Consider the following 26,486-nt stretch of genomic DNA (forward strand, 5'->3'; position numbering starts at 1 on the left):
CCAGGGGGTCGCCCAGGATCATCGCCTCGGTGCGGCGCTTCAGGTTTTCGAGGAAGCGGTCCTTTGCCTTTTTCTGCACGAAAACGCGGGTACCGTTGGAGCAGACCTGACCGGAAGAATAGAAATTGCCGAGCATCGCGCCGCCAACAGCGCTTTCGATATCGGCATCGTCAAACACGATCAGCGGCGATTTTCCACCGAGTTCCATTGTCACATGCTTGAGATGCCCAGCGGCGGCGGCCGCCACCTTGCGGCCGGTGGGCACCGAGCCGGTGAGCGAGACCTTGGCGACATCCGGGTGGTTGACCAGAAGCGGGCCGGTATCGCGATCACCCTGAATGACGTTGAACAGGCCCTTGGGCAGCCCTGCCTCGATCAGGATTTCCGCGATCTTCAAAGCGCCGAGCGGGGTGTTTTCCGATGGCTTGAAGACCATGGCGTTGCCGGCAACGAGCGCCGGGGCCGCCTTCCAGCAGGCGATCTGCTGTGGATAGTTCCATGCGCCGATGCCGACACAGACGCCGAGCGGCACGCGCTTGGTATAGGCGAAATCGCCGCCGAGCGGGATGTAGTTGCCGTTCAGCGCAGAAGGCGCGATACCGCCGAAAAATTCGAAGGCATCGGCACCCGAGGTCGGATCGGCGACGATGGTTTCCTGGATCGGCTTGCCGGTATCCAGCGTTTCGAGCAAGGAGAGCGCCTCGTTGCGTTCACGCATGATATCGGCGGCACGTTTCAATATACGCCCGCGCGCCATGGGACTCATCGCCGCCCATTCCTTCTGGGCGCGTTTGGCCGATGCAATGGCGCGCTCGACAATCGCGGGCGTTGCCGCATGCAGCCTTGCAATGACTTCGCCGGTGGCCGGAAAGACGCTTTCGAAAAGCGTGCCGGCATTGTCTTCGACATAGTCGCCATCAATGAAATGCGAGGCTTTGGGCTGCGCCCTGAGAGACGTCGCGATAGTCATGTCGAATACTCCTAGAAAATGCGGACGGACGGCTTCGGGCGCTGTCCATCAGGATATGGTTTGAGCTGCAAGTCGAAATAGTCTTCGACAAGGGCCGGCGCTGAGGCGAGCCCAAGCGGGGCCGAACGCAGGCTGTGCCTGATATACAGCCCGTCGATAAGGGCTGCCGCCCCTTCCGCAATGCGCGCGGCGTCATCGGGTGGACATAGCCGGTTTAGGCTTGCCATGAGGTTCGAGCGCAGGCGACGGGAATAGAGCACCAGCAGGCGGCGGGTTTCTTCCGAGCGCTGCGCCTCGACATAAAAGGCAAGCCATGCCGACACCGTCTCGGGCGTGAACTGGTCGCTCTGGAAAGAGACGTGAACGATGGCGCTCAGCCGTTCGCGCGGGCCATTGGCGCGGGTCAGCGCCGCCACCGCATCGCGCCTCAGATCCCGCAGCAGGCTGCGGATGGTTTCCAGAAGAAGCTGCTGCTTGCTGCCGAAATAATGATGCGCAAGCGCCGGAGATACGCCCGCTTCCCGGGCAATATCCGACATTGTCACATTCAGCGAACCATGGTGGCCTATGGTGCGCAACGCCGCATCCACAAGCGCCTTGCGGCGCAAAGGCTCCATTCCGATCTTTGGCATAAGGGTCTCCTTGATGGCGGGCAAAATATTCTTGATTGATCAATCAATCAATAAAAAACGCGCCATTTCATGTCGCTGATTTGCCATGGATCAAAGAAAACCGGGCAAGGCCGGATAAGACTAGCCGCTCCCATCCTGAGGAGCCGCTCACAGGGGAAAAACTAAACCGTGATATACTGCAAATTGGGAATGGAACACGTTTCGTGCTAATATGCAGAGTGATACAAATTTCGCTGGAAGCGGCGCCAGACGAAAACTGAAAAAACGCCCGCAAGACCGCGATCCCCATCAGGTCCCGGCACGGACCGGAGATGCCTTCGCAACGGTTGAACAAGGGAGTGATATCATGCCAATGGTGACAGTATCGATTTCCCCGGAACAGGCAGCAAGAATGCGCGAGGCCGTGAATAGCGGCGCCTACGCATCCGGCAGCGAGGTCGTAAGGGCCGCGCTGAGACTATGGGCGGCCTCTGCTGCCGCAACCGGCGCAGATACAGAGGCTGCAGCACCTGTCGAGGCGGATCGCGAACGCCTGAATGTTGCGGAACTTTACGCCGCTCACACCGGCCATGTGCGCCGGGCCTGAGGGCCTGCCGGATACCCCTGGCTATTGAGGGGCCCGTGACAAAACCTTCATTAAAGCTTCACAGTCGTGAAAGCTTTTGTTGACCTATAATCTGCGATTGTCTGCTGAAAAGAGACAAGTTCCCTTGTGTGCATTTGACTTGTCATGCCACCAACGGGAACTGGCAATAGCGGAGAACAGAAATGCCGGCCGTAACGCTGGAGAACGATGTCATAAGGCGGTTTGCCTCCGGGCACATGTTTCCCATGGCGAAGCTTGTGCTTGAAACCGCGTTTCAGCCGATCGTCGAGGCGACGACGGGCACGATTTTCGGATATGAATCACTGATGCGCGGCCATGACCGGCTTGGGTTTTCCAATCCGCTCGCGCTTCTCGACCAGGCTGCCGAGGATGGCGAGCTGAAGGCCTTCGAGCAGATGCTGGCGAGCCGGGCGCTCGCTAAATTCTCCACCCTAGCGGATTTTTCCACCACCACCCTTTTCCTCAATCTCGATGTAAGGCTTATCCCGCACGGGGACGCCATTCTCGACAAGCTCGTTGGCCATCTGGCGCGGGCGGGCATTCCGGCCTCCTCCATCTGCTTTGAACTTTCCGAACGTTTCGACAATACCAGCGTGCCAGAGTTCAAGGCGCTGATCGCCCGCATGCGCAAGGAAGGTTTCAAGCTGGCGATCGACGATTTCGGCGCCGGTCACGGCGAGATGAAGCTTTTATGCGACTATCCGCTTGATTACCTGAAGATCGACCGGCATTTCATCAGCGGTGTCGATCATCTTCCGCGCAAGCAGCATCTCGTGCGCAACATCGTCAACATCGCTCATGTTCTCGACGTCCGGGTCATTGCGGAAGGCATCGAGACCGAAGCGGAATTTCTCACCTGCCGCGAATATGGCGTCGATCTGGTGCAGGGCTGGCTGATCGCCAGGCCGACGGTTTTCACCAGCGAACTTCCCGAGAGCTTTCCGCACCTCAACCGCGTGGGCGTGGCGCGGCGCAACAGCCAGTCGCTGGACGAAATCCTCATCCGTCGCGAAATAGAGCGTCTTCCCACCGTCTATGAGCATGACAGCGTCGACAGCGTCTTCGAATTGTTCCGCAGAAACCCGCAGCAGGCGTTTTTCCCGGTGCTCAACGCCAATGGCGAACCGCGCGGCGTCATCAACGAATATCACCTTAAGGAATACATCTACCGGCCTTTCGGGCGCGATCTCCTCAAGAACAAGATCTACGAGCGCACCATTTCCCACTTCGTCGATCCCGCGCCGATCGTGGGTCTCGACGCCGATGCCGATCAACTGATGAACATGTTCGCCAGCATGGGCGGCAGCGCCTGCATCATCCTGACCGAAAACATGCGTTACGCCGGCATCGTCTCAGCCGCATCGCTCATCAAGGTCATCAATGAAAAACAGCTCAAGATGGCGCAGGACCAGAACCCGCTGACGGCGCTACCGGGCAACCGCGCCATCGGCGGCTTCATAGCCGACAGCTGCGGCGATGGCGATGAGACCCGTTTCTTCTGCTATTGCGATTTCGACAATTTCAAACCCTTCAACGATAAATACGGCTTCAATGCTGGCGACCACGCCATCACCCTGTTTTCCGCACTGATGCGTCGCTACTTTTTCGCTGGCGACTGCTTTCTCGGCCATATCGGCGGCGACGACTTCTTCGTCGGCGTGCGTGACTGGGCGGTGGAGGAACTGACGGAAATCCTCGAGCGGCTGCTCAGCGATTTTCACGGTGAAGTGGCCGAACTCTATTCGCCAGAGGACCGTCAGGCCGGTCGCATGGTCGGGCTGGACCGTCGCGGCAATGAGCGGGATTTTGCCCTGCTGCGTTGCTCCATCGGCGTTCTCACATTGCCAAAAGGTTTGATCATCGCCAATCCCGAGCGCATCGGCAGCGAGATCGCCGGCATCAAGACAGCCGCGAAAGAAAACGAAGGCGGCCTCGTCATCCGGGTGTTCGGGGAGACAAAATGACATCAGCGACAAAGGGCCTCCTTCCCTAAGCGGTACATCTGTCCTAAATCTTCAGGTAACGCCGACAAATGAGGAATTGCCCCTGGCCATGCCCGAAAATGTGACCCTGCCCGAAAAAATGCGCTTCATCGACCTTCCCTCCCATGGTGGCCCGGAGGTGATGCAGCTTTCGCAAGCACCTTTGCCAACCCCCGCCAGAGGCGAAATCCTGGTGAGGGTCGAGGCGGCCGGCGTCAACCGCCCCGATGTCGCGCAGAGGCAGGGCGCCTATCCGCCGCCGAAGGACGCAAGCCCGATCCTCGGCCTCGAAATTGCCGGAGAAGTGGTGGCGCTCGGCGAAGGCGTCAGCGAATTTAAACCTAGCGACAAGGTCTGCGCGCTCGCCAATGGCGGCGGTTATGCGCAATATTGCACCGTGCCGGCCGGGCAGGCCCTGCCCTTCCCCAAGGGGTACGACGCCGTCAAGGCCGCCGCGCTGCCGGAAACCTTCTTCACCGTCTGGGCCAACCTCTTCCAGATGGCGGGCCTGACCGAAGGCGAAAGCGTGCTCATCCACGGCGGCACCAGCGGTATCGGCACAACCGCCATCCAGCTCGCCAAAGCCTTCGGCGCTGATGTCTATGCGACGGCGGGTTCTGCGGAAAAATGCGAGGCCTGCGTCAAGCTTGGTGCCAAACGGGCCATCAATTACCGCGACGAGGATTTCACCGCCGTCATCAAGGCCGAAACCGATGGCAAGGGTGTCGATGTGGTTCTCGACATGATCGGTGCGGCCTATTTCGAAAAGAACATTGCCGCACTCGCCAAGGATGGCTGTCTGTCCATCATCGCCTTTTTGGGCGGCGCCGTGGCTGAAAAGGTCGATCTGCGGCCAATCATGGTCAAACGCCTGACCGTCACCGGCTCCACCATGCGGCCACGTACCGCTGACGAGAAACGCGCCATCCGTGATGAGCTTATCGAACAGGTCTGGCCGCTCATCGAAAGCGGCAAGGTTGCGCCTGTCATCAACAAGGTCTTCACGCTGGACGAAGTTGTGGAGGCCCACCGGCTGATGGAGACCAGCAATCATATCGGCAAGATCGTGATGCGAGTGTCCTGATCAGACCTCTTGCATTAATGACGAATCGTACTACCTTCTAGTTATGTTCAACGTATCGGAAGGAGGTGATCCAATGTCTAATGAGATTTCGGTCTCTGGTGCAGGCAATGGAAAGGGTGGGTTTTCGACGGGGCAGCCCTCGGCGTAAAGACCTCTTGCCTTCGGAACGTTGAGAAACAGTCCCGGGTCTGTAAACAGGACCAAGCTCATGGAAGGGTCGCCTCTGGCGACCCTTTTCCGTTTCTAGAGTGATCGGCGCGTTTACCCGGTTCCCTCATCTCTGTGCTTTTCACAGAGATCAAGCCAGACCAAATCTTTGGGCTGAATGGATACCGGCTCAAGGCCAGTATGACGGGGAACCGCCAGCTGCCAATCGCAGCCGCATCTCCCCTACTTCTTGCCAAACACCTTCCACCGGGTCGGACGAAACCGCAGTTCGGCACCTACCGCCACGGCGGCGTTGAGCGGCACCTCGATTTCGAGGTGATAGGGGTCATGGCCATTATTGGCGATGTCGATTTCGGCGATGCGGGTGCCGGCGAGGCGGCGACAGGTGGTAACCTTGCCGTAAAGCGCGTTTTTCTCGTCGGTCAGCACCACATCTTCCGGACGGAAGAACAGCTCGCCCTCACCTGCGCCATTTTCGGCGACGCCGATGCTCTCGCCCTGAAACACCACCTGGCCGTCGCGGATCGTCACAGGCAGGCTGGAGGATTCGCCGATGAAGGAGAAGACGAACGGGGAATTGGGCGTGTCGTAGACGTCATCCGCCGTGCCGACCTGTTCGATCTTGCCCTGGCTCATGACGACGACGCGGTCGGCCAGTTCCAGTGCTTCTTCCTGATCGTGGGTAACGAAGACGGTGGTGTGGCCCGTGCGGTCGTGGAATTCGCGCAGCCAGCGGCGCAGTTCCTTGCGCACCTTGGCATCGAGTGCGCCGAAGGGTTCATCGAGCAGCAGCACCTTCGGCTCGATGGCAACTGCGCGGGCAAGTGCCACGCGCTGACGCTGGCCGCCGGAAAGCTGGGTGGGGTAACGCTTTTCGAGGCCGGTCAGATGCACCATGTCCAGAAGCTCCGATACCCGTCGGCGGATTTCCGCTTTCGGCGGGCGGGAGGCGGAAGGGCGCACCTTCAGGCCGAAGGCGATGTTGTCGGCAACCGTCATATGGCGGAACAGGGCGTAGTGCTGAAACACAAAACCGACATTGCGCTCCTGCACCGAGCGGTGCGAGGCATCCTCATCACCGAAGAAGATGCGGCCTTGGGTCGGCTGCTCCAGGCCGGCTATGAGGCGCAGCAGCGTCGTCTTGCCGGAACCGGAGGGACCGAGCAGCGCGATCAGCTCGCCGGAACGAATGTCGAGCGACACGTCGTTCAGCGCCGGAAAGCGATCAAACTGCTTGGTGATGCCGGAAACTTTCACTTCCATGAATATGCCTTTCAATGCTTGCCGGCTGCGTTGCCCGCGCCAAAGCGTATTTCGAGAATGGTTTTGAGAACGAGCGTCACGAGCGCCAGACCGGCCAGCAGCGTCGCCACCGCGAAGGCCGCGCCGATATTGTACTCATTATAGAGTATCTCGACATGCAGCGGCATGGTGTTGGTCTCGCCGCGAATATGGCCTGATACGACAGAGACGGCGCCGAACTCGCCCATGGCGCGGGCGTTGCAGAGCAGCACCCCGTAGAGCAGTCCCCATTTGATATTCGGCAGCGTGACATACCAGAAGGTCTGCCAGCCGGTTGCGCCAAGCGAGATCGCCGCCTCCTCATCGCCATTGCCCTGCTCCTGCATCAGCGGGATCAGTTCACGCGCGACGAAGGGAAAGGTGACGAAGATGGTGGCAAGCACGATGCCCGGAACAGCAAAGAGGATTTCGATGCCATAACTCTTCAGCCATGGCCCGAGCACGCTGTGCGAAGAGAACAGGATGACATAGACCAGACCCGATATGACCGGCGAGATCGAGAACGGCAGGTCGATCAGCGTTATCAGGAATGCCTTGCCCTTGAACTCGAATTTCGCAATCGCCCAGGCGGCGGCGACACCGAAGATAAGGTTGAGCGGCACCGAAATGGCGGCGACAAGCAGTGTCAGACGGATGGCAGAGAGTGCATCCGGCTCGACGATCGCTTCCCAGAAAGCATCGGCGCCTTTGCGAAATGCTTCGAAGAACACCGATACCAGCGGCAGCACGAGGAAAGCCGCAAGGAACAGGAAAGCAATGGCAATCAGCGCCAGCCGGGCAGGCAGGCTCTCGCTGGCGGGATCGCGGAACGGTCGGGACGAGGTGCGGGAAGCATCAGACATAACCGTACCTCTTGCGGCTCCAGGCCTGAATGAGATTGATGAGGAACAGCATGGCGAAGGAAATGATCAGCATGATGGTGGCGATGGCCGTCGCGCCCGCATAATTGAACTCCTCCAGCCGGATGACGATGAGGAGCGGTGCGATTTCCGAGACGTAGGGAATATTGCCGGCGATGAAGATGACCGAGCCGTACTCTCCGATACCGCGCGCGAAGGCGAGTGCGAAGCCCGTCAGGATGGCGGGCGTGAGGCTTGGCAGCAGCACCCGGCTGATGGTCTGGAAACGGTTGGCGCCGAGCGTTGCCGCCACCTCCTCCACCTGCCGGTCTATTTCTTCCATGACCGGCTGCACGGTGCGGACCACGAATGGCAGGCCGATGAAGATCAGCGCGATGACGATACCGGTCGGCGTAAACGCGATCTTGATGCCGAAGGGTTCGAACAGCGAGCCGACCCAGCCGCGATTGGCATAAAGCGTGGTGAGCGCGATGCCGGCAACCGCCGTCGGCAGGGCAAAGGGCAGATCCACGATGGCATCAACGAAACGCCGGCCGGGAAAACGATACCGCGTGAGAACCCATGCGACGATGACGCCAAAAACAGCGTTCACCAGTGCGGCGATGAAGGCGGTGCCGAAACTGACGCGCAGTGCATTCAGTGTACGGCTATCGACAGCGATCGCAATAAAATCTGCAAAACCAAGTTTCGCCGTGGACCAGACGAGGCCGCCGAGCGGAATAAGAATGATGAGAAACAGATAGACGACCGTGTAACCGAACGTCAGGCCGAAGCCGGGTATCACGCTCGATTGACGCCACTTCCACCTGTTTCCGGATGTATTATTGCTCATCAACGCTCCGGATAATCTTTAGTTTGGCACATTTCCGGACAGAAAACCGGGGTCCACTTTTCCTGGAAATGCTCTCTGGGAGCCGGTGTTCCCCGGCCTTGTTATAAAGGATCGACCGGCACGGTGTCCGGTCGATCGATTTGTCGTTTTTCAAGTTCCCTTAAGCGGGGTGGGCGGATTTGTCTTCAGCCCATCATCCGCTTACTTGGCGGGCTTGTAAATCTGGTCGAAGATGCCGCCGTCACCGAAATGTTCAGGCTGCGCCTTGGCCCAACCGCCAAACTGCAGATCGTCGATGGTGACGAGCTTGATGTCGGGCAGCTGCTTCAGCAGATCCTTGGAGACAACCGCGGGGTTCGAAGGACGATAGAAGTGCTTCGCCGCAATGTTCTGACCTTCGTCGGAATAGAGATATTGCAGATAGGCTTCCGCCGCCTTGCGGGTGCCCTTGGCGTCGACGTTCGCGTCAACCACGGCGACCGGCGGCTCGGCGAGGATCGAGATCGGCGGCACGATGATGTCGAAGGCATCCGCGCCGAATTCCTGACCGGCCAGATAGGCTTCGTTTTCCCAGGCCAGCAGCACGTCGCCGATCTGGCGCTGCGCAAATGTGACCGTGGAGCCGCGGGCACCGGTATCGAGCACCGGAGCGCGCTTGTAGAGTTCGCCGACATAGGCCTTGATCTTGTCCTGATCGCCCTTGAACTCTTCATTCGCCCACGCCCAGGCGGCAAGGTAATTCCAGCGTGCGCCACCAGAGGTCTTGGGGTTCGGGGTAACGATCTGCACGTCGCCCTTTACCAGATCGCCCCAGTTATGGATGCCCTTCGGGTTGCCCTTGCGGACGAGGAACACGATGGTGGAGGTGTAGGGCGAGGAATTATGCGGCAGGCGGCCGCGCCAGTCCTTGTTGATCTTGCCGGAATTCTGGACGATGGCATCGATATCGCTCTGCAGCGCCAGCGTCACCACATCGGCTTCCAGACCGTCGATGACCGAGCGAGCCTGCTTGCCGGAGCCGCCATGCGACTGCTGGATCGTGACATCCTCACCGGTATCGGCCTTCCACTTCTTGGCGAAGGCTTCGTTGAAATCCTTGTAGAGTTCGCGGGTCGGATCATAGGACACGTTAAGCAGCTTGGTCTGCGCGGCAGCCGAGCCGACACCTCCCAGAGCCAGCGATAGACCGAGAGCGAAAACGCTCAAACCGGACAGAAGCTTGGACATCGGTATTCCCTCCTGATGAAGATGGTTTAACTCTACTGGACCGGTAGAGTTGGTCAATGAGGCCGAATACGATCGAAAAAGTGTTTCCCGAGAGCGTTTCCACGGGCAACAAATACAGCGCAGCATAGGCGAAAGGCGCAACAAGCGTCGTGTAAAACTTTGCTGAATGCAAAACCGTTTCACATTTTTGACGATTTTTTGGCGTTACAGCGAAAAATATTCAGGTGTTTTAGACGATTTTTTCGTCAGGCCGTCAAAAGTTCGGGCACTTCCACGCCTGCAACGGCATCCGCAACGGTGGTGTTGAAAAGGATATTGCGGGTGGCGTCGGCCACGCGGGCGAAGACGTGGCGTATCTCGCACTGCTTTTCGCCATCGCAATCCTCGCACCGGCGATAGGCGGTCTGCGACAGGCAGGGCAAGGGAGCCAGCGGCCCGTCGATGAGGCGCAGCACCTCGCCGAAGGTGATATCGGCAGCCGGGCGCGCCAGCAAATAACCACCCTGCTTGCCGCGCCTGCTTTCGACGATGCGCTCCTTCTTCATTTCGAGAAGGATCTGTTCAAGGAATTTTTTCGGAATGGCCTGTTCGCGGGCAATATCGGAAATTTGCACAGGACAGCCGCCGTCGGCCTTTGCCAGCGAAAGAAGCGCCCTCAGCGCATATTTTGCCTTCTGCGAAATCATCGTGAAACCAGTAGAACACAAGCCCGGATACCCGGCAATTCCGGCTTAGCGCAGAAGTTGTCACAATTCAAATCCAAGCTGCAAAGAAGGTGAACGGGCATCTTTTGCTCATAGATCGTGCGCGTGAGGCATTTTTGCTCTGAAGTGCAGCGCACAAAGACTGTCATTTCTGTTCCAGAGGCCCAATTTCAACAATAATCGGCCATGGAAATCCCGGACGTGACAATGACGATCAATTCAGCAAATGCCTCTGCCGATACCGCTTCCCTCGACGCCACGCTTGCCGGGCTCGATCTTGCGGGACGACTTTCCTTTATCGCCGGTCTTGGCGGCCGTGCGGTCTTCACCACCAGCCTCGGCATCGAGGATCAGGTCATCACGGCGGCCATCGGCACCCACCGGTTGCCGATCGACGTCGTGACGCTGGAAACCGGCCGGCTCTTCAAGGAAACCGTCGATCTCATCGAGGAAACCGAGGAACGCTTCGGCATCGACATCCGTCGCTTTCGGCCCGAACAGGACGACATCGACGCCTATGCCGAAAAATACGGCCTCAACGGTTTTTACGAAAGCATCGAGGCCCGTCACGCCTGCTGTCATGTCAGAAAGCTGATCCCGCTCGGCAAGGCGCTGGAAGGTGCCACCTTCTGGATCACCGGGCTCCGCCGCGGCCAGTCGGGCAATCGTGCGACCACACCTTTTGCCGAGTTCGACGCCGAGCGTAATCTGATCAAGGTCAATGCCTTGGCGGACTGGGACATCGACCAGATCAAGGCCTATGTCGCTTCTGAAAACATTCCCGTCAATCCGTTGCATGCGCGTGGTTACCCCTCCATCGGCTGCGAGCCGTGTACACGCGCTATCAAGCCCGGCGAGCCTGAGCGCGCCGGACGATGGTGGTGGGAAAACGACGAGAAGCGCGAATGCGGTCTTCACGTCGCCGGTGCGGACCAGACATCCGCCATTTCCGCCATCCCACAACGATAATCATTCAGACCAGTTCCGGAGTTTAAAATGTCCAACGCAGTCCACGAGACGGACAGCAAGAATACTGTCGCATCCAAGCCGCCGCTCGATCCGCATCTGAAGGCGCTTGAAAACGAAGCCATTCATATCTTCCGTGAAGTCGCCGCCGAATTCGACAATCCCGTGATGCTCTATTCCATCGGCAAGGATTCGTCCGTGCTACTGCATTTGGCGCGCAAGGCATTCTTCCCAGGCCGCGTGCCATTCCCGCTGCTGCACGTCAATACGGGCTGGAAATTCAAGGAAATGATCGAATTCCGCGACAAGATCGTCAAGGAATATGACCTCGATCTCATCTCCTACACAAACCCGCGCGGCGCGAGCGAAAACGTGACGCCCTTCACCCACGGTTCGGCGCTCTACACCGACATCATGAAGACGGAAGCGCTGCGCCAGGCGCTGGACGCCGGTCAGTTCGATGCCGCCTTCGGCGGTGCGCGCCGCGACGAGGAAGCAAGCCGCGCCAAGGAGCGCATCTATTCCTTCCGCACGCCGGACCATAAATGGGACCCACGCAACCAGCGCCCTGAGCTGTGGAACATCTATAACGGCATGGTCCGCAAGGGTGAAAGCGTGCGCGCCTTCCCGCTCTCCAACTGGACCGAAGTCGATATCTGGCGTTACATCGAGGCGGAAAACATTCCGCTCGTGCCGCTCTATTACGCCGCCGAGCGCCCCTACATCGAGCGTGACGGCATGATGATCCTTGCCGAAGACGAGCGGCTGGAGCTGCTGCCCGGCGAAGAGATCCAGCACGGCTCGATCCGCTTCCGCACGCTCGGCTGCTTCCCGCTGACCGGCGCGATCCACTCCGAGGCGGCGACGCTTCAGGAGGTCATCGCAGAGCTGGAAATCGCCACCGTTTCCGAGCGGCAGGGCCGCGCCATCGATCGAGACCAGTCCGGCTCGATGGAGAAGAAGAAGCGCGAGGGCTATTTCTGATGACCGCCGCTGCTACCAACACCGCCTCCACGGCCACCATCCTGCCCTTTGCCGAACATTCGAAGGCGACGCGTGATACGCGCCCGCTTCGTCTCATCACCTGCGGCAGCGTGGATGATGGCAAATCGACCCTGATCGGCCGTCTCCTGTGGGACACCAAGGCCGTCAAGGAAGATCAGGCCGCCACCCTGCACCGCGATAGCGGCAAGCAGAACGATCTCGGCCTGCCAGATTTCGCGCTGCTGCTCGACGGTTTGCAGGCAGAGCGCGAACAGGGCATCACCATCGATGTCGCTTATCGCTATTTCTCAACCGACCGGCGCGCCTTCATCGTGGCCGACACGCCCGGCCATGAGCAATATACCCGTAACATGGCGACCGGCGCTTCCACGGCCGATCTCGCCGTACTTTTGGTCGATGCGCGCACCGGCATTCTGGAACAGACACGCCGACACGCCACCATCGCGGCGCTGATGGGCATCCGGCAATTCGTGCTGGCCATCAACAAGATCGACCTGACGAATTACGACAAGGCAGGTTTTGAACTGATCGCCCACGAATTCCGCGATTTCGCCTCCGACCTCGGCATCAAGCAGATCACAGCCATTCCAATGTCGGCGCTGAAGGGCGAAAACGTCGTGCTATCAGGCAAGGCCTCCATGCCCTGGTATGAGGGCCCGACGCTGGTCGAAACGCTGGAGCTTGCCACGGTGCGCTCGGCGCAATCGGGTGGTTTCCGCTTCCCCGTACAGCGCGTGTCGCGCCCCGGCGAAAGTTTCCGCGGTTATCAGGGCACGGTTGCCGGCGGCTCGGTCAAGCCGGGCGATAGCGTTGTCGTGCTGCCGTCGGGCATGGTCGCGAATGTCAAGCAGATCGTCACCTTCGATCTGGTGCGTAACGCCGCCGTTGCTGGTGACGCGGTCACGCTCGTTCTCGACCGTCAGGTGGACGTCTCGCGCGGCGACATGATCGTGTCCATCGAAGCACAACCGCAGACAGGGCTTGCCTTTGACGCGCAGATCGTGGCGTTGCAGCCAGGTGGCATCGAGGCCGGCAAACGTTACTGGCTGAAAAGCGGCAGCCGCCGCCAGCGCGTCAGCGTGCAGCCGGTCAGCCAGCTCAACCTGAAAGAAGGCGAATGGCAGGCGCACGAGACATCGCTGCCGATGAACGCCATCGGCAAGGTGCGGCTCTCCTTCGACGAGACGGCGATCTTCGATGCCTATGAGCAGAACCGGGCAACCGGCTCCTTCATCCTGATCGACCCCGACACCAATAACACGGTGGCGGGTGGCATGATTGCCGGCAAACGCAGCGTTGGCGCGACGGAAGAACAGGGCGACCGGGTCATTCTCTCCCTGCCCGCCCATCTGGCCGAGAAGCTGCTGGCAAGCGAACTGCTGGCCAAGCACCGCGACGAGATCGACATCCGCCGCACGGATGGCGCGACAGCCTCACGGCTGATCAGCGATCTGGACTGACAGACACGCGCACACAACAAAAAGGCGACCGTCCAAGCGGTCGCCTTTTTTGTTTGAAAGCCTTTGGATCAGGCCTCGTTTAAAACACGAACATGTAAAGCAGGATGATCACAAAAATCGGAACACCCATCGCCCACAGTGCAATACCTTTTAGCATGTTATCCTCCATCGTTGTTGTGGTGGGATAACGGTTGAGGCGCGGTTGCGTTCCCTGCGACTGCGCTGACGACGGCTTCATCGCAGTCGATAACGTCAAACGCATCAAGTTTTCGACGCTTGGCAGAGCCCAGAAGATGGCCAGCGTCATGGCGCTGTGTTCAGGCCCGGTTAATGACCGACACCTCACTCTCTCAGCAATGGAACTGCGTGGTTCAGCGCACGTTAGTGTCCGTCATTGGGAGATGAAGATTATGAAAATTCTGACTGCAGCGATCTGCCTGGTTTCGGTGGGCATCCTAAGCGGCTGTGTCGATGATCGGGGCTACCGTAGCGGCGGATATTATACGACAGGCGTGTACTACCGCACCTATGAACGCGATCGCCACTACCGTGACTATGACCGTCGCGACTGGCGCGACCGGAGGGATTGGCGCGATCGTCGCGACTGGCGCGGTGATTACCGCTACCGATGATCGACTGGACCTACATTCAAGACCATTGGGATTGGGCGGGGCACATTCTAGAGGCCGTCATCATGGCGGCGATTGTTGCCCTTCTGTTTCGCCTGCTCGTTAGCTGGCGAATCGCTTGTATAATCGGGCTGGCCTTCGCCGCCGGTCATTTTCATGGCCGGGAAAAGCGGGACTACGAGGTGTCCGTAGAAATGCCTCCTCCCCATCTGGAAGGTTATTATTTCTGGAATTGGTCCTGGGATGGTTTAACCGACTTCTGGCCGACGGCTGTTGTTTGTGTTTTGCTCATTCTCCCGCTGGCGAGGATGAGAAATTGACCTTCCGTGCAATCACCAAAGTCGTGATTTGCAGCCGCGGACGACGAATGCGTTTACCCGTCCGGTTTTAAACGGTCAGCTCTCGGTACGATGCCTTGATCCAAGGATCTTGAGAAAGTGCTGGGATTATTTGAAAGCCCCGGGAAATATTGGGCTTAAGCTGGTCGGAGTGAGAGGATTCGAACCTCCGACCCCGTCGTCCCGAACGACGTGCGCTACCAGACTGCGCTACACTCCGTGACCAGCGGCGCTTCTATAGACCAGCCTCCAGCATTCGACAAGCGGCATATTGCATTTTTTGTGACAAGTTTTCAACGCGCTGCCAACGGCGGTCGCCAAGTGCCTTCCGCACCGGGAGGCGTGTGTGAAAACGTTACAAAAAAGCAATTGTGGCAGGAAATTTTCGTCAAGCGGCACAGCTCCCCTGCCCGTCGCCGCCAAATCTGCTAGGGGAACGTAATGACCGGCGGGAAGCCGGACACGGCACAAAGGACATTTCACCATGCTATTTCGCAGCGTAACGCTCGCAGGGCTCGCCATTGCGCTCTCCGCCTGCACGACATCGACGGGCTCTGCCCCTTCCTTCACCCAGAAGAGCCCCGTTGAAACGCGGTGGGTCGGTCAGTCCGCAGGTATTTTCTTTGCAAAATTCGGCCCGCCGCTGAGCGACACGGAAACCGGCAGCTCGACCATCTATAACTGGCGCGGCGGTTACAAGAAGGCCACCATTCCGGCCAAGTTCGAAGAAGGCAAGGACGGCAAGAAGGGTCGCCAGATTTCGCCCGCCCGCACCGCCTCGCTCTCCTGCACGGTTCAGCTCACCGTCTCCAGCGACTACACGATCACTTCGGTACGCACGGTTTCCGACCGCCCCGGCGTCAACGGCCCGAGCTATTGCGCGGAATTCCTCGCCGCAAACTGAGTTTTCGTCCAGCAGACAAAACGAGCCAAGGCCTGCCCTAACCGGCGGGCCTTTTCACTTTTTTGCGATTATTGTCATTTTTCCTGAATTTTTTTCACACGGACCAGCGCAACCTGATCCGCCAAGCGCGGCAAACGCCGAATTGACGGCGTTTTCGCGATATTCGCGCTTGAGACACTTTCAACCGTTTGAAAGCACCGTCTAATCCTCGCAACCACAAAAATGACAATCCGCAAAATGGCAAAAACTGCCAATGCGACCTTATGTCCCGGCAAAATCCCCGCAAAAGCGCTTGAACTGGAGTGAATAAGTCAGGGTTGTGCCTGTTTCGGCTTTGCTGTAACGGGGCGGCTGGGAGGAGTGTTTTTAACACAAAACAAGAATCAGGTATGGCCGTGACTCCCATCGATCAAGACAAATCCCAGCTCACTGATCTTTCCTCAGACGCGCTTCCCTCCCATGCGCCTCCAATGAACCGCAGACAGGTTCTCGGCACTGCGCTCGCAGGGCTTGCAGCAACAGCGCTGCCGACATCCTCGCTTCTCGCCAATACGGCTACCAAGAAGGTCGACGTGCTTCTGATCGGTGGCGGCATCATGAGCGCGACGCTCGGCGTGTGGCTGCGTGAACTGGAGCCGACCTGGTCGATGCAGATGCTCGAGCGGCTGGACGGCGTGGCGCTTGAAAGCTCCAACGGCTGGAACAATGCCGGCACCGGCCATTCCGCGCTTGCCGAGCTGAACTACACGCCGGAAGACGACAACGGCAACATCAAGATCAGCCAAGCCGTCAACATCAACGAATCCTTCCAGATTTCCCGGCAGTTCTGGGCATGGCAGGTACGTAACGGCGTTTTGAAGAACCCGCGCTCCTTCATCAACCACACGCCGCATATGAGCTTCGTCTGGGGCGATGAGAACATCGCCTATCTCGAAAAGCGCTACGAAGCGCTGAAGGCAAGCCCGCTTTTTGCCGGCATGGAATATTCCAGCGACCCCGAGCAGCTTAAGAAATGGGTGCCGCTGATGATGGAAGGCCGCGATCCTTCCCAGAAGATCGGCGCGACCTGGTCTCCGCTCGGCACAGACATGGAATTCGGCGAGATCACCCGCCAGTTCGTTTCGCATCTGCAAAGCGACCGGAATTTCGACCTGCAGGTCAACAGCGAGGTTTCCGATATCCAGCGCAATGCCGATGGCAGCTGGCGCGTGACCTATAGCAACCTGAAGACCGATGCTGAGCAGACCGTGGATGCGAAATTCGTGTTCATCGGCGCCGGCGGCGGTGCGCTGCATCTGTTGCAGATGTCCGGTATTCCGGAAGGCGACAATTACGCCGGTTTCCCGGTTGGTGGCTCGTTCCTGATCAACGACAATCCTGACGTGACGATGCAGCATCTGGCCAAGGCCTACGGCAAGGCCTCGGTCGGCTCGCCGCCCATGTCGGTTCCACACCTCGATACCCGCGTGCTTGGTGGCAAGCGTGTCATCCTGTTTGGACCTTTCGCCACCTTCTCCACCAAGTTCCTGAAGGAAGGCTCCTATTTCGATCTCGTCTCCTCCGTCACGACAAGCAATGCCTGGCCGATGGTGCGCGTCGGCATCGATGAATATCCGCTGGTGGAATATCTCGCCGGCCAGCTGATGATGTCGGACGACGACCGCTTTGCCGCGTTGAAGGAATATTTCCCGAACGCGAAGCAGGGCGAATGGCGCCTGTGGCAGGCGGGCCAGCGCGTGCAGATCATCAAGCGCGACGAGGAAAAGGGCGGTGTACTCAGGCTCGGCACGGAAATCGTCGCCGCGCAGGATGGCAGCATCGCCGGTCTGCTCGGTGCCTCCCCTGGCGCCTCCACGGCCGCACCGATCATGCTGAGCGTTCTGGAAAAGGTCTTCAAGGACAAGGTGGCAACACCGGAATGGCAGGCCAAGATCCGCCAGATCGTTCCGAGCTACGGCACCAAGCTCAATGACGACCCGGAAAAATTGCAGCAGGAATGGGCCTATACGGCCGAGCACCTGCAATTGCCGACCCCGCCGCAGATCGATCTTGGCGCGCTGAAGGGCGCGGGAGCGGCACCTGCTGGCGCGCCGGTGAAGAAGGTTCCCGATATCGCGCTTTAAGGCTTAGCCGCGATTTAAGTTTGGACGCCGCGTGTCTTTGGATGCGCGGCGTTTCTGTTTAAGCAGGCCTTTAACACACACGCGTCATCCTGGCCTCTTCGCGAGGATCCATGGATTTCAACGGCTTGTGGATCCTCGGGTCAAGGCTGGTGATGACGGAGGACAGGTTTTCGCGCGTCACAACATCCGGGATCGCAGTGAAATGGTACGGCTGATAGATGCACGCCGGCACCTGTGCACGCTGTTCTGATTTTGGAAGTGATGGCTGGGGCGCCAGGATTCGAACCTGGGAATGCCGGTACCAAAAACCGGTGCCTTACCGCTTGGCGACGCCCCAACAGGGCAGCTTGGGCGAAACGCCGCTGCCTGAACCGGGCCTGATTAGCAAAGCCTGCCCGACGCGGCAATGACCTGACGGCTTATTTTTTCACAAAATCCAAGCTTTTTGGATGCCGTGCCTGACATGGCATGTTAGGGCTTGGCGATTGCGCGGCTGAGGCTGCGGCTCTGCGTGGCATGGCATATTTCAGGAGGTCTTGATGGCGGACCCGGCATTCGATCTCGATTTCAGGCCGGCCTATGGCGAGGCGGTTCCCGTTGCCCCGCTCATCCAGCGCATCACCGTCAACAATCCTTCCGCGTTTACCTTCCATGGCACCAACTCCTATATCGTCGGCGACCGGTCCGTTGCCGTCATCGATCCCGGCCCGGAGGATGAGGGGCATTTTCAGGCGCTGATGGCGGCGCTTGATGGCCGCGAGGTTACCCATATCTTCGTCAGCCACACACATCGCGATCACTCGCCGCTTGCGCAGCGGCTGCGGCAGGCGACCGGCGCTATCACGGTTGCGGAAGGCCCGCACCGCGCCGCCCGGCCACTGCATGTGGGTGAGACCAATCCCTTTGCCGAAAGTTCCGATACGGCTTTCGTGCCGGATGTGGCACTTGGCGACGGGCAGAGCCTTTCTGGCGACGGCTGGGCGCTGACGGCGCTGCACACGCCGGGGCACACCGCCAACCACGCCGCTTTCGCACTGGAAGGCAGCGGCATCGTCTTTTCCGCCGATCACGTCATGGCCTGGGTCACCACCATCGTCGCACCGCCTGATGGGTCGATGAGCGATTACATGGCCTCGCTGGAGCGCCTGCTCGCCCGCGACGACCGGCTGTTCCTGCCCGGCCATGGCGGCCCGGTCAACGATCCCGCAGCCTTCATGCGCGGGCTTCGCGCCCACCGCCGCATGCGGGAACGGGCGGTTCTGAAGCGCATCCGGGAAGGCGACAGGCGGATCGCCGATATGGTGAAGGTGATCTATGCCAGCACCGACAAACGCCTGCATGGGGCTGCGGCACTTTCCGTACTGGCCCATATCGAAGACCTGATCGAAAAGGGCGAGGTGCGGACCGAGGGTGCGCCTTCGTTGCTGGGGGAATATTTTCCGGCGTGAGGCTGGCGTGTGGGCGCAACGCTCATATCGGCGTCATCATATCCGGTTCAAACATTTCAACCACCGTCGCATTTTCCCGTCGTTCCGGCATTGAGCCGGAATGACGAAGAAGGAAACTATGCCTCAATTGTCGTTCAGGCCCTGCATTTCCGCGTCCAGCGCATCGAGATAGGCTTCTGCGATTGCTGCACCCATGCCAAGATCGTGCGGGCCGTAACGGGAGGCAACGCGCACATCGACGATCGTGGTTTCCGCCTCCTCTTTCAGGCGGATGAGGATGTCGAAACGCAGGCCCCAGATGCGCGTGCGCTTTTCGCCCTGCATCAGCACCACGCCGCTGCCGTTAAAGAAGGTGGGCTGCGGTGCCTCGACCGGCCGTGCCATGGGAACCGGCACGATGGAGGGGAGGTCCTCTACCGGCGCTTCCTCGGTGGGCTGAGACTTGTCCTGTTCGGGAACGCCGACGGAGGGCGGCTCCACCGTGCCGATGACGCCTTTGGTATGGGTGATGCGGATGCTCTGGGCGGCGGCCATTTTTTTGGCGGCTGTGTAGATGCGGTCTATCGCACCTTCATAACGGCGTCCGGCAAGGCTCGCATAGGCCACCGCCTGCGCGTCCCGGTCCGCTTTTGCAACAGTGGCCAGTCTTGCCAGCCATTGCTGATTGGCAACGGGCGGCACCAGCCATTCCGGCGCATCGGCAAGATCGGTGGAGATGTCGTAAATCTTCGGCTGCTGCCAGTACAGAAATGCGCCATAACCGACGACGCCGAGAGGCAACGCCGACAACAGCAGCGCGGCAAGCGCAGAAAGGCCGCCGCGCGCACCCGTGGTCCATAGCCGTTCAAGACCAACCAACGCCAGAAGCATTGCCACCAAAGCGATTCCAGCGGCAATCATCAGCAGGCCGACGAGATCGGGCGTCGTCAAAGGTCCGAAACGGTGGATGCCGGCGGCGACAAGAAAAAACGCCAGCGCCGCCATACCGAGATAGCGGGAAAGATAGGCTGCAACTGAAAAAGGCCGGACGAAACGCACAGTCATGGAAGCGGATATCCGTTAGATCGCATTGGCGTAAAAGCGTTGCACCCGAAATCTGGCAAGGGAATCACCTGCATATGATGTCATAGACCGGATTTGCGGTTAGGAAAACAAGGACGGGTCTGATCTGCGGGTAAAGTGCGTAAACCCACCTTTGTCGCGCCGGACTTGATCCGGCATCCAGCCACGGCGCGTCTGCATCCTGAAAGAAGCCTCCCGCGATCAAGGACTTGATCTTAATGGACCCCGGATCTGGTCCGGGGTGACGGAGTGGGAATGCAGCGGCCTTAGCAAACGCAAACGCTCTTCTAGCCTCCGACATCGTTTTGAGCGCGTGAAAGCCCACGGCCACGATAGAGCGGAATATTTTTCCGCATTATCTCCCCTTAAGAGAATAATGCATCGGCAGTGCAACAAATACGCAAGCTCATCTCTTATTTGCTGAGGAAATCGGCGTATTCTTCGTCCCTTCCTTCGAGAATGCGTGTAAAAAGTGCATTATCCTCGTTTTCTTGCATAAAAAAGAGACAAGCCATGTCACAGGCAACGACGCCAGCCCGCTCATCCGGGCCAAAACCCTTTTATCGCAACTTCGGCTTTCAGGTTCTGATCGCCATGGTCATCGGCCTGCTGCTCGGGCTCGTTGCGCGCAATATCGGTCCTGATGCCGCCGGCAGCCCGAACTGGCTTTCCGTGACGTTGCAGACCATCGGCAGCATTTTCGTGCAGCTGTTGCGCGCGCTGGTGCCGCCGCTGATTTTCACGGCCATCGTCGCCTCCATCGCCAATCTCAAGAACCTCTCCAATGCGGCAAAGCTCGTCTGGCAGACGCTTCTGTGGTTCGCCATCACGGCGCTGATCGCCGTGGTCATCGGCATCGTCCTTGGCCTCGTCATTCAGCCGGGCGTGAACACCGCGATTGCCAATACCGCAGCGGCAGCACCCTCCTCCACCGGTTCCTGGCTCGACTTCCTGAAGGGTCTCGTCCCGGCCAACGTGTTCGGCCTCGAGGCCTCGACCAAGGTCAATAACGGTTCCGCCAGCACCTCGCTGAACTTCAACGTGTTGCAGCTGCTCGTGGTGTCGATTGCTTTTGGTGTCGCGGCGCTGAAAGCGGGCAAGGCGGCGGAGCCGTTCCTTGCCTTCAACCAGTCGCTGCTTGCCATCGTGCGCAAGATCCTGTGGTGGGTCATCCGCCTCACGCCCATTGGCACCATCGGCCTGCTCGGTCGCGCCGTTGACCAATATGGCTGGACGACGCTTTCGCAGCTTGGCTGGTATGCGGCGGCCGTTTATATCGGTCTGGCGCTGGTTCTCTTCGTGGTCTATCCGGCGCTGCTTCTCGCCCATGGCCTGAAGCCATCGCGCTTCTTTGCGGGCGCATGGCCGGCAATCCAGCTCGCCTTCGTGTCGCGCTCCTCCATCGGCACCCTGCCCGTCACCGAAACCGTGACGGAAAAGAGCCTCGGCGTGCCGCGCGAATATGCCGCCTTCGCCGTGCCGCTCGGCGCCACCACCAAGATGGACGGCTGCGCCGCCATCTATCCGGCGATTTCAGCGATCTTCATCGCCCAGTTCTTCCAGGTGCCGCTCGGCATTCAGGACTATGTGCTGATCGTGTTCGTCTCGGTGCTTGGCTCGGCCGCAACGGCGGGCCTGACGGGTGCCGTGGTGATGCTGACGCTGACGCTCTCCACGCTCGGTCTCCCGCTCGAAGGTGTTGGCCTGCTGCTCGCCATCGACCCGATCCTCGACATGGGCCGCACGGCCGTCAACGTCGCCGGTCAGGCGCTGGTGCCCACCATCGTCGCCAAACGTGAAGGCATTCTGGACGAGGCAGTCTACAACAACGCCAAGGACATCGAGGCACTCGATGACCGCGACGCGGTTCCTGCCTGAGTGAAGCATTCGGAAGTGGCTGCTACCTGTGCGCCACTTCTTCGCTGCCACGATCAATACCACCGATGATTTCGATCATCTTAGCGATGTCACCGCAGCCGCCAGCAATAAAAAGCTGAGCGGCTGCTCTCATGTCTAGCGTCATTTATCGGAAAACCGTTGTGCAATTCGTTTAGTGTTGTTGGAGACACTGGAGGCCAATTCAACCGGCAGGGCCGACCGAACGGGAATACACTCAGGTATGTTTCATATGTCCGATAGTTTCGGCAAACACGATCCGGCTCTTACCGTTCGCCGCGTTCTCAAAGTCAATCATGCCGGCGAGTTTGGTGCTATCCGCATCTATGGAGCACAGATATGGATGGCTCGTCGGCTGTTTCCGGACATCGTGTCTGCTCTTCATGAAATGCGGGAAGACGAAATCGATCATTGCCGCTTATTCCGGGAAGCGATGCCTTCAAGAAATGCCAAGCCCTGTCGCGTGATGGCGTTTTGGAGCCTCGGAGGTTATCTGCTCGGCTTTTTGACTGCGCTTGGCGGACGCAACATGGTCTGGATTTGCACCGAGGCCGTGGAAAGCACTGTTCACCGCCATCTGGAAGAGCAATTGGCCTTTTTGCAGACGAGAGATCCTGAGCTTCATCAGCTGATTGCCTCTATCCAGGAACAGGAACTGGCCCATCTGCGGGAGGCCGAGAAAAACCAGATGACGCGCGGCATAGGCCACAGGTTGCTTCTACCGATTATCGGCTTTCTCACCGACTTGATGATCTGGCTATCGACCTGGGGAGACTCAAGCTGGATGCGCGCCGAAATGGAGCGCTCCAAGCGAGCCTGATGGCTCGCCCCGATGCAACTTTCCGTCCCAACACGACTTTTCCCGATCATGAAACAGGCGTATCAATCGCGGCAATAAAAGTGCCGCCCAGCTGTCATGTTCTAGGGAGAAACAAAATGCGCGTTTCCATCGTCTTAGGTTCGCTCGCCGCTCTACTGGCGCTCACCGCCTGCCAGACGCTGACGCCGGAAGAGCGCCGGGCGCGGGATGAGGCGACATGCCGGGGTTATGGTTTCCGCCCCGGCACCGACCCCATGGCGGGTTGCCTTCTCGATCTGGAAATGGATCGTCGCGCCGACAACCGCGCCTGGCAGGCGCAGATGAACCGCGACATGTTCTATCGGCCGGTGGTGGTGGAGCGGCGGATCATCGTCCAACCAAACCCCTGACCGGAATGAAGGCGACATTGCTGGCGGTTTCACCCTGCCTTGCCCTTGCGGCAAGTGTCGCCTGCGCGGCGGCAAGACGCGCGATGGGCACGCGGAAGGGCGAGCAGGACACGTAGTCGAGATCCGCATCCTCGCAGAAATGGATCGAGGCCGGGTCGCCGCCATGTTCGCCGCAGATGCCGAGTTTCAGCTCCGGACGCGTCTGGCGGCCGCGCTCGGCGGCAATGCGGATCAGTTCTCCCACACCGTCGAAATCGAGCGAGATGAACGGGTCGCGTTCAATAATGCCCTTGCGCTGATAGGTATTGATGAAACGTGCCGCGTCGTCACGGGAAATGCCGAAGGTCGTCTGCGTCAGATCGTTGGTGCCGAAGGAGAAGAACTCCGCAGCTTCCGCAATCACATGTGCGCGCAGCGCCGCACGCGGCAACTCGATCATGGTGCCGGTCAGATATTCGAGCGTCATGCCGGTCTCTTCCGCCACCTCGGCGGCCACAGTGTCGATGACAGCCTTGACGTAATCGAGTTCGGACCGGAGGCCGACCAGCGGCACCATGATCTCAGGCACGACAGGCGCACCGGTGATGCGCGCCGCGGCAACCGCAGCCTCAAAAATGGCGCGCGCCTGCATTTCGGCAATTTCGGGATAGGAAATGGCAAGCCGGCAGCCGCGATGGCCGAGCATGGGGTTGAATTCGTGCAGCGCATCCAGCCGCTGGCGGAATACGGTCTGCGGCATGCCCATGGCGGCGGCGACCTCTACGATCTCGCCATCGCTCTTCGGCAGGAATTCGTGCAGCGGCGGATCAAGCAGGCGGATCGTCACCGGCAGGCCGTGCATGATCTGGAAAAGCTCGGTGAAATCCGAACGCTGCATCGGCAAAAGCCGGTCAAGCGCTGCCCGCCTGCCCTTTTCGCTTTCGGCGAGAATCATCTCGCGCATCACATGAATGCGGTCGCCTTCAAAGAACATATGCTCGGTGCGGCAAAGACCTATACCTTCTGCACCGAAAGCACGGGCGGCGCGGGCATCGGCCGGTGTATCGGCATTGGTGCGCACTGTCATACGGCGCAGATTATCGGCCCATTGCATCAGCTTGCCGAAGTCGCCTGACAGTTCAGGCTGCGTCATCGGCACTTCACCTTTCATCACCCGGCCGGAAGAGCCGTCGATGGTGATGACATCGCCGCGTTTCAGCATGCAACCAACGCCGATCAGCACCTTGTTGCGCATATCGACGCGCATCGAACCCGCACCGGTAACACAGGGAATGCCCATGCCGCGCGCTACCACGGCGGCGTGGCTGGTCATGCCGCCTCGCGTCGTCAGAATGCCTTCGGCGGCATGCATGCCGTGAATATCTTCCGGACTGGTTTCGATGCGGACCAGAATGACGCTTCGGCCTTCAGCTTCCGCAGCGACCGCTTCTTCCGAGGTAAAGACGATCTCGCCGGTTGCCGCCCCCGGGGAGGCAGGCAGGCCGGAGCCGATGATGGGCCGGGAAATGCCGGGATCGATGGTGGGGTGCAGCAACTGGTCGAGCGATGACGGCTCGATGCGGCAGACGGCTTCTTCCTGCGAAATCAGCCCATCCTCGACCATATCGACGGCGATCTTCATGGCGGCGCGTGTGGTGCGCTTGCCGGAACGGGTCTGGAGCATCCAGAGCTTGCCGCGCTCGATGGTAAATTCCAGATCCTGCATGTCGCGATAGTGGGTCTCCAGCCGTTTGCAGATCACCATGAACTCGGCGAAAGCCTCCGGCATCAGCTTTTCCATGGAGGGTTTGTCGGAACCCGACGCCAGCCTCGCGGCCTCGGTGATGGATTGTGGCGTGCGGATGCCCGCCACCACGTCTTCGCCCTGGGCATTGACGAGGAACTCGCCGTAAAGCTCCGCCTCTCCGGTGGAGGGATTGCGGGTGAAGGCAACGCCGGTTGCCGATGACGAGCCGAGATTGCCAAAGACCATGGCCTGGACGTTGACCGCCGTGCCCCAATCGCCGGGAATATTGTGCAGGTGCCGGTAGGTTACGGCGCGATGGTTCGTCCAGCTGGCAAACACTGCACCGATCGCGCCCCAGAGCTGAACATGGCAATCCTGCGGGAAAGCCTCTCCCAGCTCGTCCTCGATCAGTTGCTTGTAAAGCGCAACGACATGCTGCCACTCGACCGCCGACATATCGGTATCGTATTCATGGCCGAGCCGGCCTTTCTCGTCTTCGAGAATTTCCTCGAACAGCTCATGGTCGAGACCCATGACGACATCGGCATACATCTGGATGAAGCGGCGATAGCTGTCCCAGGCGAAACGGGCGTCGCCCGCATCGTGGCCCAGCGCCTGCACCGTGCGGTCGTTGAGGCCGAGATTGAGCACCGTGTCCATCATGCCCGGCATGGAGGCACGCGCGCCTGATCGGACCGACAACAGCAGCGGCGTCTGGCTGCCGCCGAATGTCTTGCCGGTCACGGCTTCCATGCCGTGAAGGCCGGCCATGACCTGCAGCTTCAGCTCTTCGGGGAGATCGCGGCCGTTCTTGTGATAAAGGGCGCAGGCATCGGTTATGATGGTGAGGCCGGGGGGAACGGGAAGGCCGAGACTTGCCATTTCGGCAAGGTTTGCACCCTTGCCGCCCAATATAGCAACGTCACCTGCCCGGCCTTCGGCAGCACCGTTGCCGAAGGTATAAACCCACTTTTTCATTCCACGCTCTCCACCCAGAAGCGTTGTCATTTTTCTATCATCTACAGCATTGGCAGCATGTTGGAAACGCCACAACGTCCAGTTTACATCGCAGTGCAGCATAATTGCGGCGAATTGCGCGCCAGAATTGCCGCAAAAGCAAAATAACAGCGTTACTGACGCATTCGTGTAGTGCGCAGAAACGGAGTGTTCCCTAAGCCATCCACATCGCCCAAAAAGAGATTATTCATGCAATTTACTCGCCGCCACACGTTGAAATTTGCCGGAATTTCTTGCGCCGCCACCGCCCTTGCCGGTGCTCTTAGAGCAGAAGGCGCCCCACCCGCAGCAAGTGCAGGCACCGCCCTTCCCTTTGCGCTGACCACGCCGATGCA

Annotated in this window: 24 protein-coding genes, 2 tRNA genes and 1 pseudogene; 15 read left to right on the forward strand and 12 right to left on the reverse strand. The window is 59.4% G+C overall.

Annotation, left to right across the window (positions count from 1 at the left end; genetic code table 11):
• The coding region (locus T18_RS05300; protein WP_323455195.1) for an aldehyde dehydrogenase family protein at positions 1-970 on the reverse strand (970 nt) is incomplete at its 3' end.
• Positions 971-981: 11 nt separating this feature from the next.
• Positions 982-1,602 carry a transcriptional regulator BetI gene (betI, locus tag T18_RS05305; RefSeq protein ID WP_038490150.1) on the reverse strand — a complete coding sequence of 207 codons (621 nt, stop codon included), beginning with the start codon at positions 1,600-1,602 and terminating at the stop codon, positions 982-984.
• A 346-nt stretch (positions 1,603-1,948) separates the two neighbouring features.
• Here betI and T18_RS05310 point away from each other — a divergent pair, with 346 nt between their 5' ends.
• The 3 genes from T18_RS05310 (at position 1,949) to T18_RS05320 (ending at position 5,275) form a co-directional block, all read left to right on the forward strand.
• A complete protein-coding gene (locus tag T18_RS05310; RefSeq protein ID WP_025592709.1) occupies positions 1,949-2,188 on the forward strand; it encodes a type II toxin-antitoxin system ParD family antitoxin in 240 nt (79 codons plus the stop codon).
• Between the two features lie 182 nt (positions 2,189-2,370).
• On the forward strand, positions 2,371-4,173 hold the full coding sequence (locus T18_RS05315; RefSeq protein ID WP_038490147.1) for a GGDEF domain-containing protein: 1,803 nt from the start codon (positions 2,371-2,373) through the stop codon (positions 4,171-4,173).
• Positions 4,174-4,261: 88 nt separating this feature from the next.
• Complete coding sequence (locus tag T18_RS05320; protein ID WP_038490145.1) at positions 4,262-5,275, forward strand: NAD(P)H-quinone oxidoreductase; 1,014 nt, start codon at positions 4,262-4,264, stop codon at positions 5,273-5,275.
• A gap of 390 nt (positions 5,276-5,665) precedes the next feature.
• Here the strand turns inward: T18_RS05320 and T18_RS05325 are convergent, their stop codons facing one another.
• From T18_RS05325 to T18_RS05345, 5 genes are all read right to left on the reverse strand, one after another.
• A complete protein-coding gene (locus T18_RS05325) occupies positions 5,666-6,706 on the reverse strand; it encodes a sulfate/molybdate ABC transporter ATP-binding protein (RefSeq protein WP_003511873.1) in 1,041 nt (346 codons plus the stop codon).
• An 11-nt stretch (positions 6,707-6,717) separates the two neighbouring features.
• Positions 6,718-7,587 carry a sulfate ABC transporter permease subunit CysW gene (gene cysW / locus T18_RS05330; RefSeq protein WP_038490142.1) on the reverse strand — a complete coding sequence of 290 codons (870 nt, stop codon included), beginning with the start codon at positions 7,585-7,587 and terminating at the stop codon, positions 6,718-6,720.
• On the reverse strand, positions 7,580-8,437 hold the full coding sequence (gene cysT / locus T18_RS05335; protein ID WP_038490139.1) for a sulfate ABC transporter permease subunit CysT: 858 nt from the start codon (positions 8,435-8,437) through the stop codon (positions 7,580-7,582). The genes cysW and cysT overlap by 8 nt, the downstream gene beginning before the upstream one ends.
• A 201-nt stretch (positions 8,438-8,638) precedes the next feature.
• Positions 8,639-9,664, reverse strand: coding sequence for a sulfate ABC transporter substrate-binding protein (locus T18_RS05340; protein ID WP_038490136.1), 1,026 nt, complete (start codon positions 9,662-9,664; stop codon positions 8,639-8,641).
• Positions 9,665-9,909: 245 nt separating this feature from the next.
• Positions 9,910-10,350 carry an RrF2 family transcriptional regulator gene (locus tag T18_RS05345; protein ID WP_025592702.1) on the reverse strand — a complete coding sequence of 147 codons (441 nt, stop codon included), beginning with the start codon at positions 10,348-10,350 and terminating at the stop codon, positions 9,910-9,912.
• A gap of 204 nt (positions 10,351-10,554) precedes the next feature.
• Between T18_RS05345 and T18_RS05350 the strand changes: the two genes are divergently transcribed.
• The 3 genes from T18_RS05350 to cysN are packed head-to-tail and all read left to right on the forward strand — an operon-like array spanning position 10,555 to position 13,799.
• Positions 10,555-11,337 carry a phosphoadenylyl-sulfate reductase gene (locus T18_RS05350; protein WP_013635643.1) on the forward strand — a complete coding sequence of 261 codons (783 nt, stop codon included), beginning with the start codon at positions 10,555-10,557 and terminating at the stop codon, positions 11,335-11,337.
• Positions 11,338-11,364: 27 nt separating this feature from the next.
• A complete protein-coding gene (gene cysD / locus T18_RS05355) occupies positions 11,365-12,318 on the forward strand; it encodes a sulfate adenylyltransferase subunit CysD (RefSeq protein ID WP_003511863.1) in 954 nt (317 codons plus the stop codon).
• Positions 12,318-13,799, forward strand: a complete 1,482-nt coding sequence (gene cysN / locus T18_RS05360) for a sulfate adenylyltransferase subunit CysN (RefSeq protein ID WP_003511861.1) — start codon at positions 12,318-12,320, stop codon at positions 13,797-13,799. Before cysD ends, cysN begins: the two co-directional genes overlap by 1 nt.
• Positions 13,800-13,878: 79 nt before the next feature.
• Here cysN and T18_RS05365 read toward each other — a convergent pair whose 3' ends face one another.
• Complete coding sequence (locus tag T18_RS05365) at positions 13,879-14,106, reverse strand: hypothetical protein (protein ID WP_075807497.1); 228 nt, start codon at positions 14,104-14,106, stop codon at positions 13,879-13,881.
• A gap of 94 nt (positions 14,107-14,200) precedes the next feature.
• Between T18_RS05365 and T18_RS05370 the strand changes: the two genes are divergently transcribed.
• The gene (locus tag T18_RS05370) at positions 14,201-14,431 is read left to right on the forward strand and encodes a hypothetical protein (protein ID WP_236742465.1); all 231 of its coding nucleotides are present in this window, start codon (positions 14,201-14,203) and stop codon (positions 14,429-14,431) included.
• Positions 14,428-14,748, forward strand: a complete 321-nt coding sequence (locus tag T18_RS05375; RefSeq protein ID WP_038490132.1) for a hypothetical protein — start codon at positions 14,428-14,430, stop codon at positions 14,746-14,748. Before T18_RS05370 ends, T18_RS05375 begins: the two co-directional genes overlap by 4 nt.
• Before the next feature lie 161 nt (positions 14,749-14,909).
• Here the strand turns inward: T18_RS05375 and T18_RS05380 are convergent.
• A tRNA-Pro gene (locus T18_RS05380) sits at positions 14,910-14,986 on the reverse strand.
• 264 nt (positions 14,987-15,250) lie between these two features.
• On the opposite strand from T18_RS05380, the gene T18_RS05385 reads away from it, so the two are divergent.
• Positions 15,251-15,670 carry a hypothetical protein gene (locus tag T18_RS05385; RefSeq protein ID WP_003511854.1) on the forward strand — a complete coding sequence of 140 codons (420 nt, stop codon included), beginning with the start codon at positions 15,251-15,253 and terminating at the stop codon, positions 15,668-15,670.
• Between the two features lie 389 nt (positions 15,671-16,059).
• Positions 16,060-17,793, forward strand: a complete 1,734-nt coding sequence (gene mqo / locus T18_RS05390) for a malate dehydrogenase (quinone) (RefSeq protein ID WP_038490128.1) — start codon at positions 16,060-16,062, stop codon at positions 17,791-17,793.
• A 262-nt stretch (positions 17,794-18,055) separates the two neighbouring features.
• Here the strand turns inward: mqo and T18_RS05395 are convergent.
• Positions 18,056-18,130 (reverse strand) — tRNA-Gln (locus T18_RS05395).
• Between the two features lie 202 nt (positions 18,131-18,332).
• Here T18_RS05395 and T18_RS05400 point away from each other — a divergent pair.
• A complete protein-coding gene (locus T18_RS05400) occupies positions 18,333-19,241 on the forward strand; it encodes an MBL fold metallo-hydrolase (protein ID WP_038490125.1) in 909 nt (302 codons plus the stop codon).
• Positions 19,242-19,364: 123 nt separating this feature from the next.
• Here the strand turns inward: T18_RS05400 and T18_RS05405 are convergent, their stop codons facing one another.
• Entirely contained in the window at positions 19,365-20,285 is a 921-nt protein-coding gene (locus T18_RS05405; protein WP_038490123.1) for a DUF1499 domain-containing protein, read from the reverse strand.
• Positions 20,286-20,816: 531 nt separating this feature from the next.
• On the opposite strand from T18_RS05405, the gene T18_RS05415 reads away from it, so the two are divergent.
• The 3 genes from T18_RS05415 (at position 20,817) to T18_RS05425 (ending at position 23,408) form a co-directional block, all read left to right on the forward strand.
• Entirely contained in the window at positions 20,817-22,181 is a 1,365-nt protein-coding gene (locus tag T18_RS05415) for a dicarboxylate/amino acid:cation symporter (RefSeq protein ID WP_038490117.1), read from the forward strand.
• Positions 22,182-22,422: 241 nt separating this feature from the next.
• Positions 22,423-23,019: a demethoxyubiquinone hydroxylase family protein gene (locus T18_RS05420; RefSeq protein ID WP_003511846.1), complete on the forward strand. Its 597-nt coding sequence runs from the start codon at positions 22,423-22,425 to the stop codon at positions 23,017-23,019.
• Positions 23,020-23,135: 116 nt separating this feature from the next.
• On the forward strand, positions 23,136-23,408 hold the full coding sequence (locus T18_RS05425) for a hypothetical protein (protein ID WP_003511845.1): 273 nt from the start codon (positions 23,136-23,138) through the stop codon (positions 23,406-23,408).
• On the opposite strand, the gene ppdK is transcribed toward T18_RS05425, so the two are convergent.
• Complete coding sequence (ppdK, locus tag T18_RS05430) at positions 23,386-26,112, reverse strand: pyruvate, phosphate dikinase (protein WP_003511838.1); 2,727 nt, start codon at positions 26,110-26,112, stop codon at positions 23,386-23,388. The genes T18_RS05425 and ppdK overlap by 23 nt on opposite strands.
• Positions 26,113-26,340: 228 nt before the next feature.
• Here ppdK and T18_RS27560 point away from each other — a divergent pair.
• A pseudogene (locus T18_RS27560) lies at positions 26,341-26,486 on the forward strand (VOC family protein); the annotation flags it as partial.

Source organism: Rhizobium sp. TBD182, from assembly GCF_001950375.1.
GTDB lineage: Bacteria > Pseudomonadota > Alphaproteobacteria > Rhizobiales > Rhizobiaceae > Agrobacterium > Agrobacterium tumefaciens.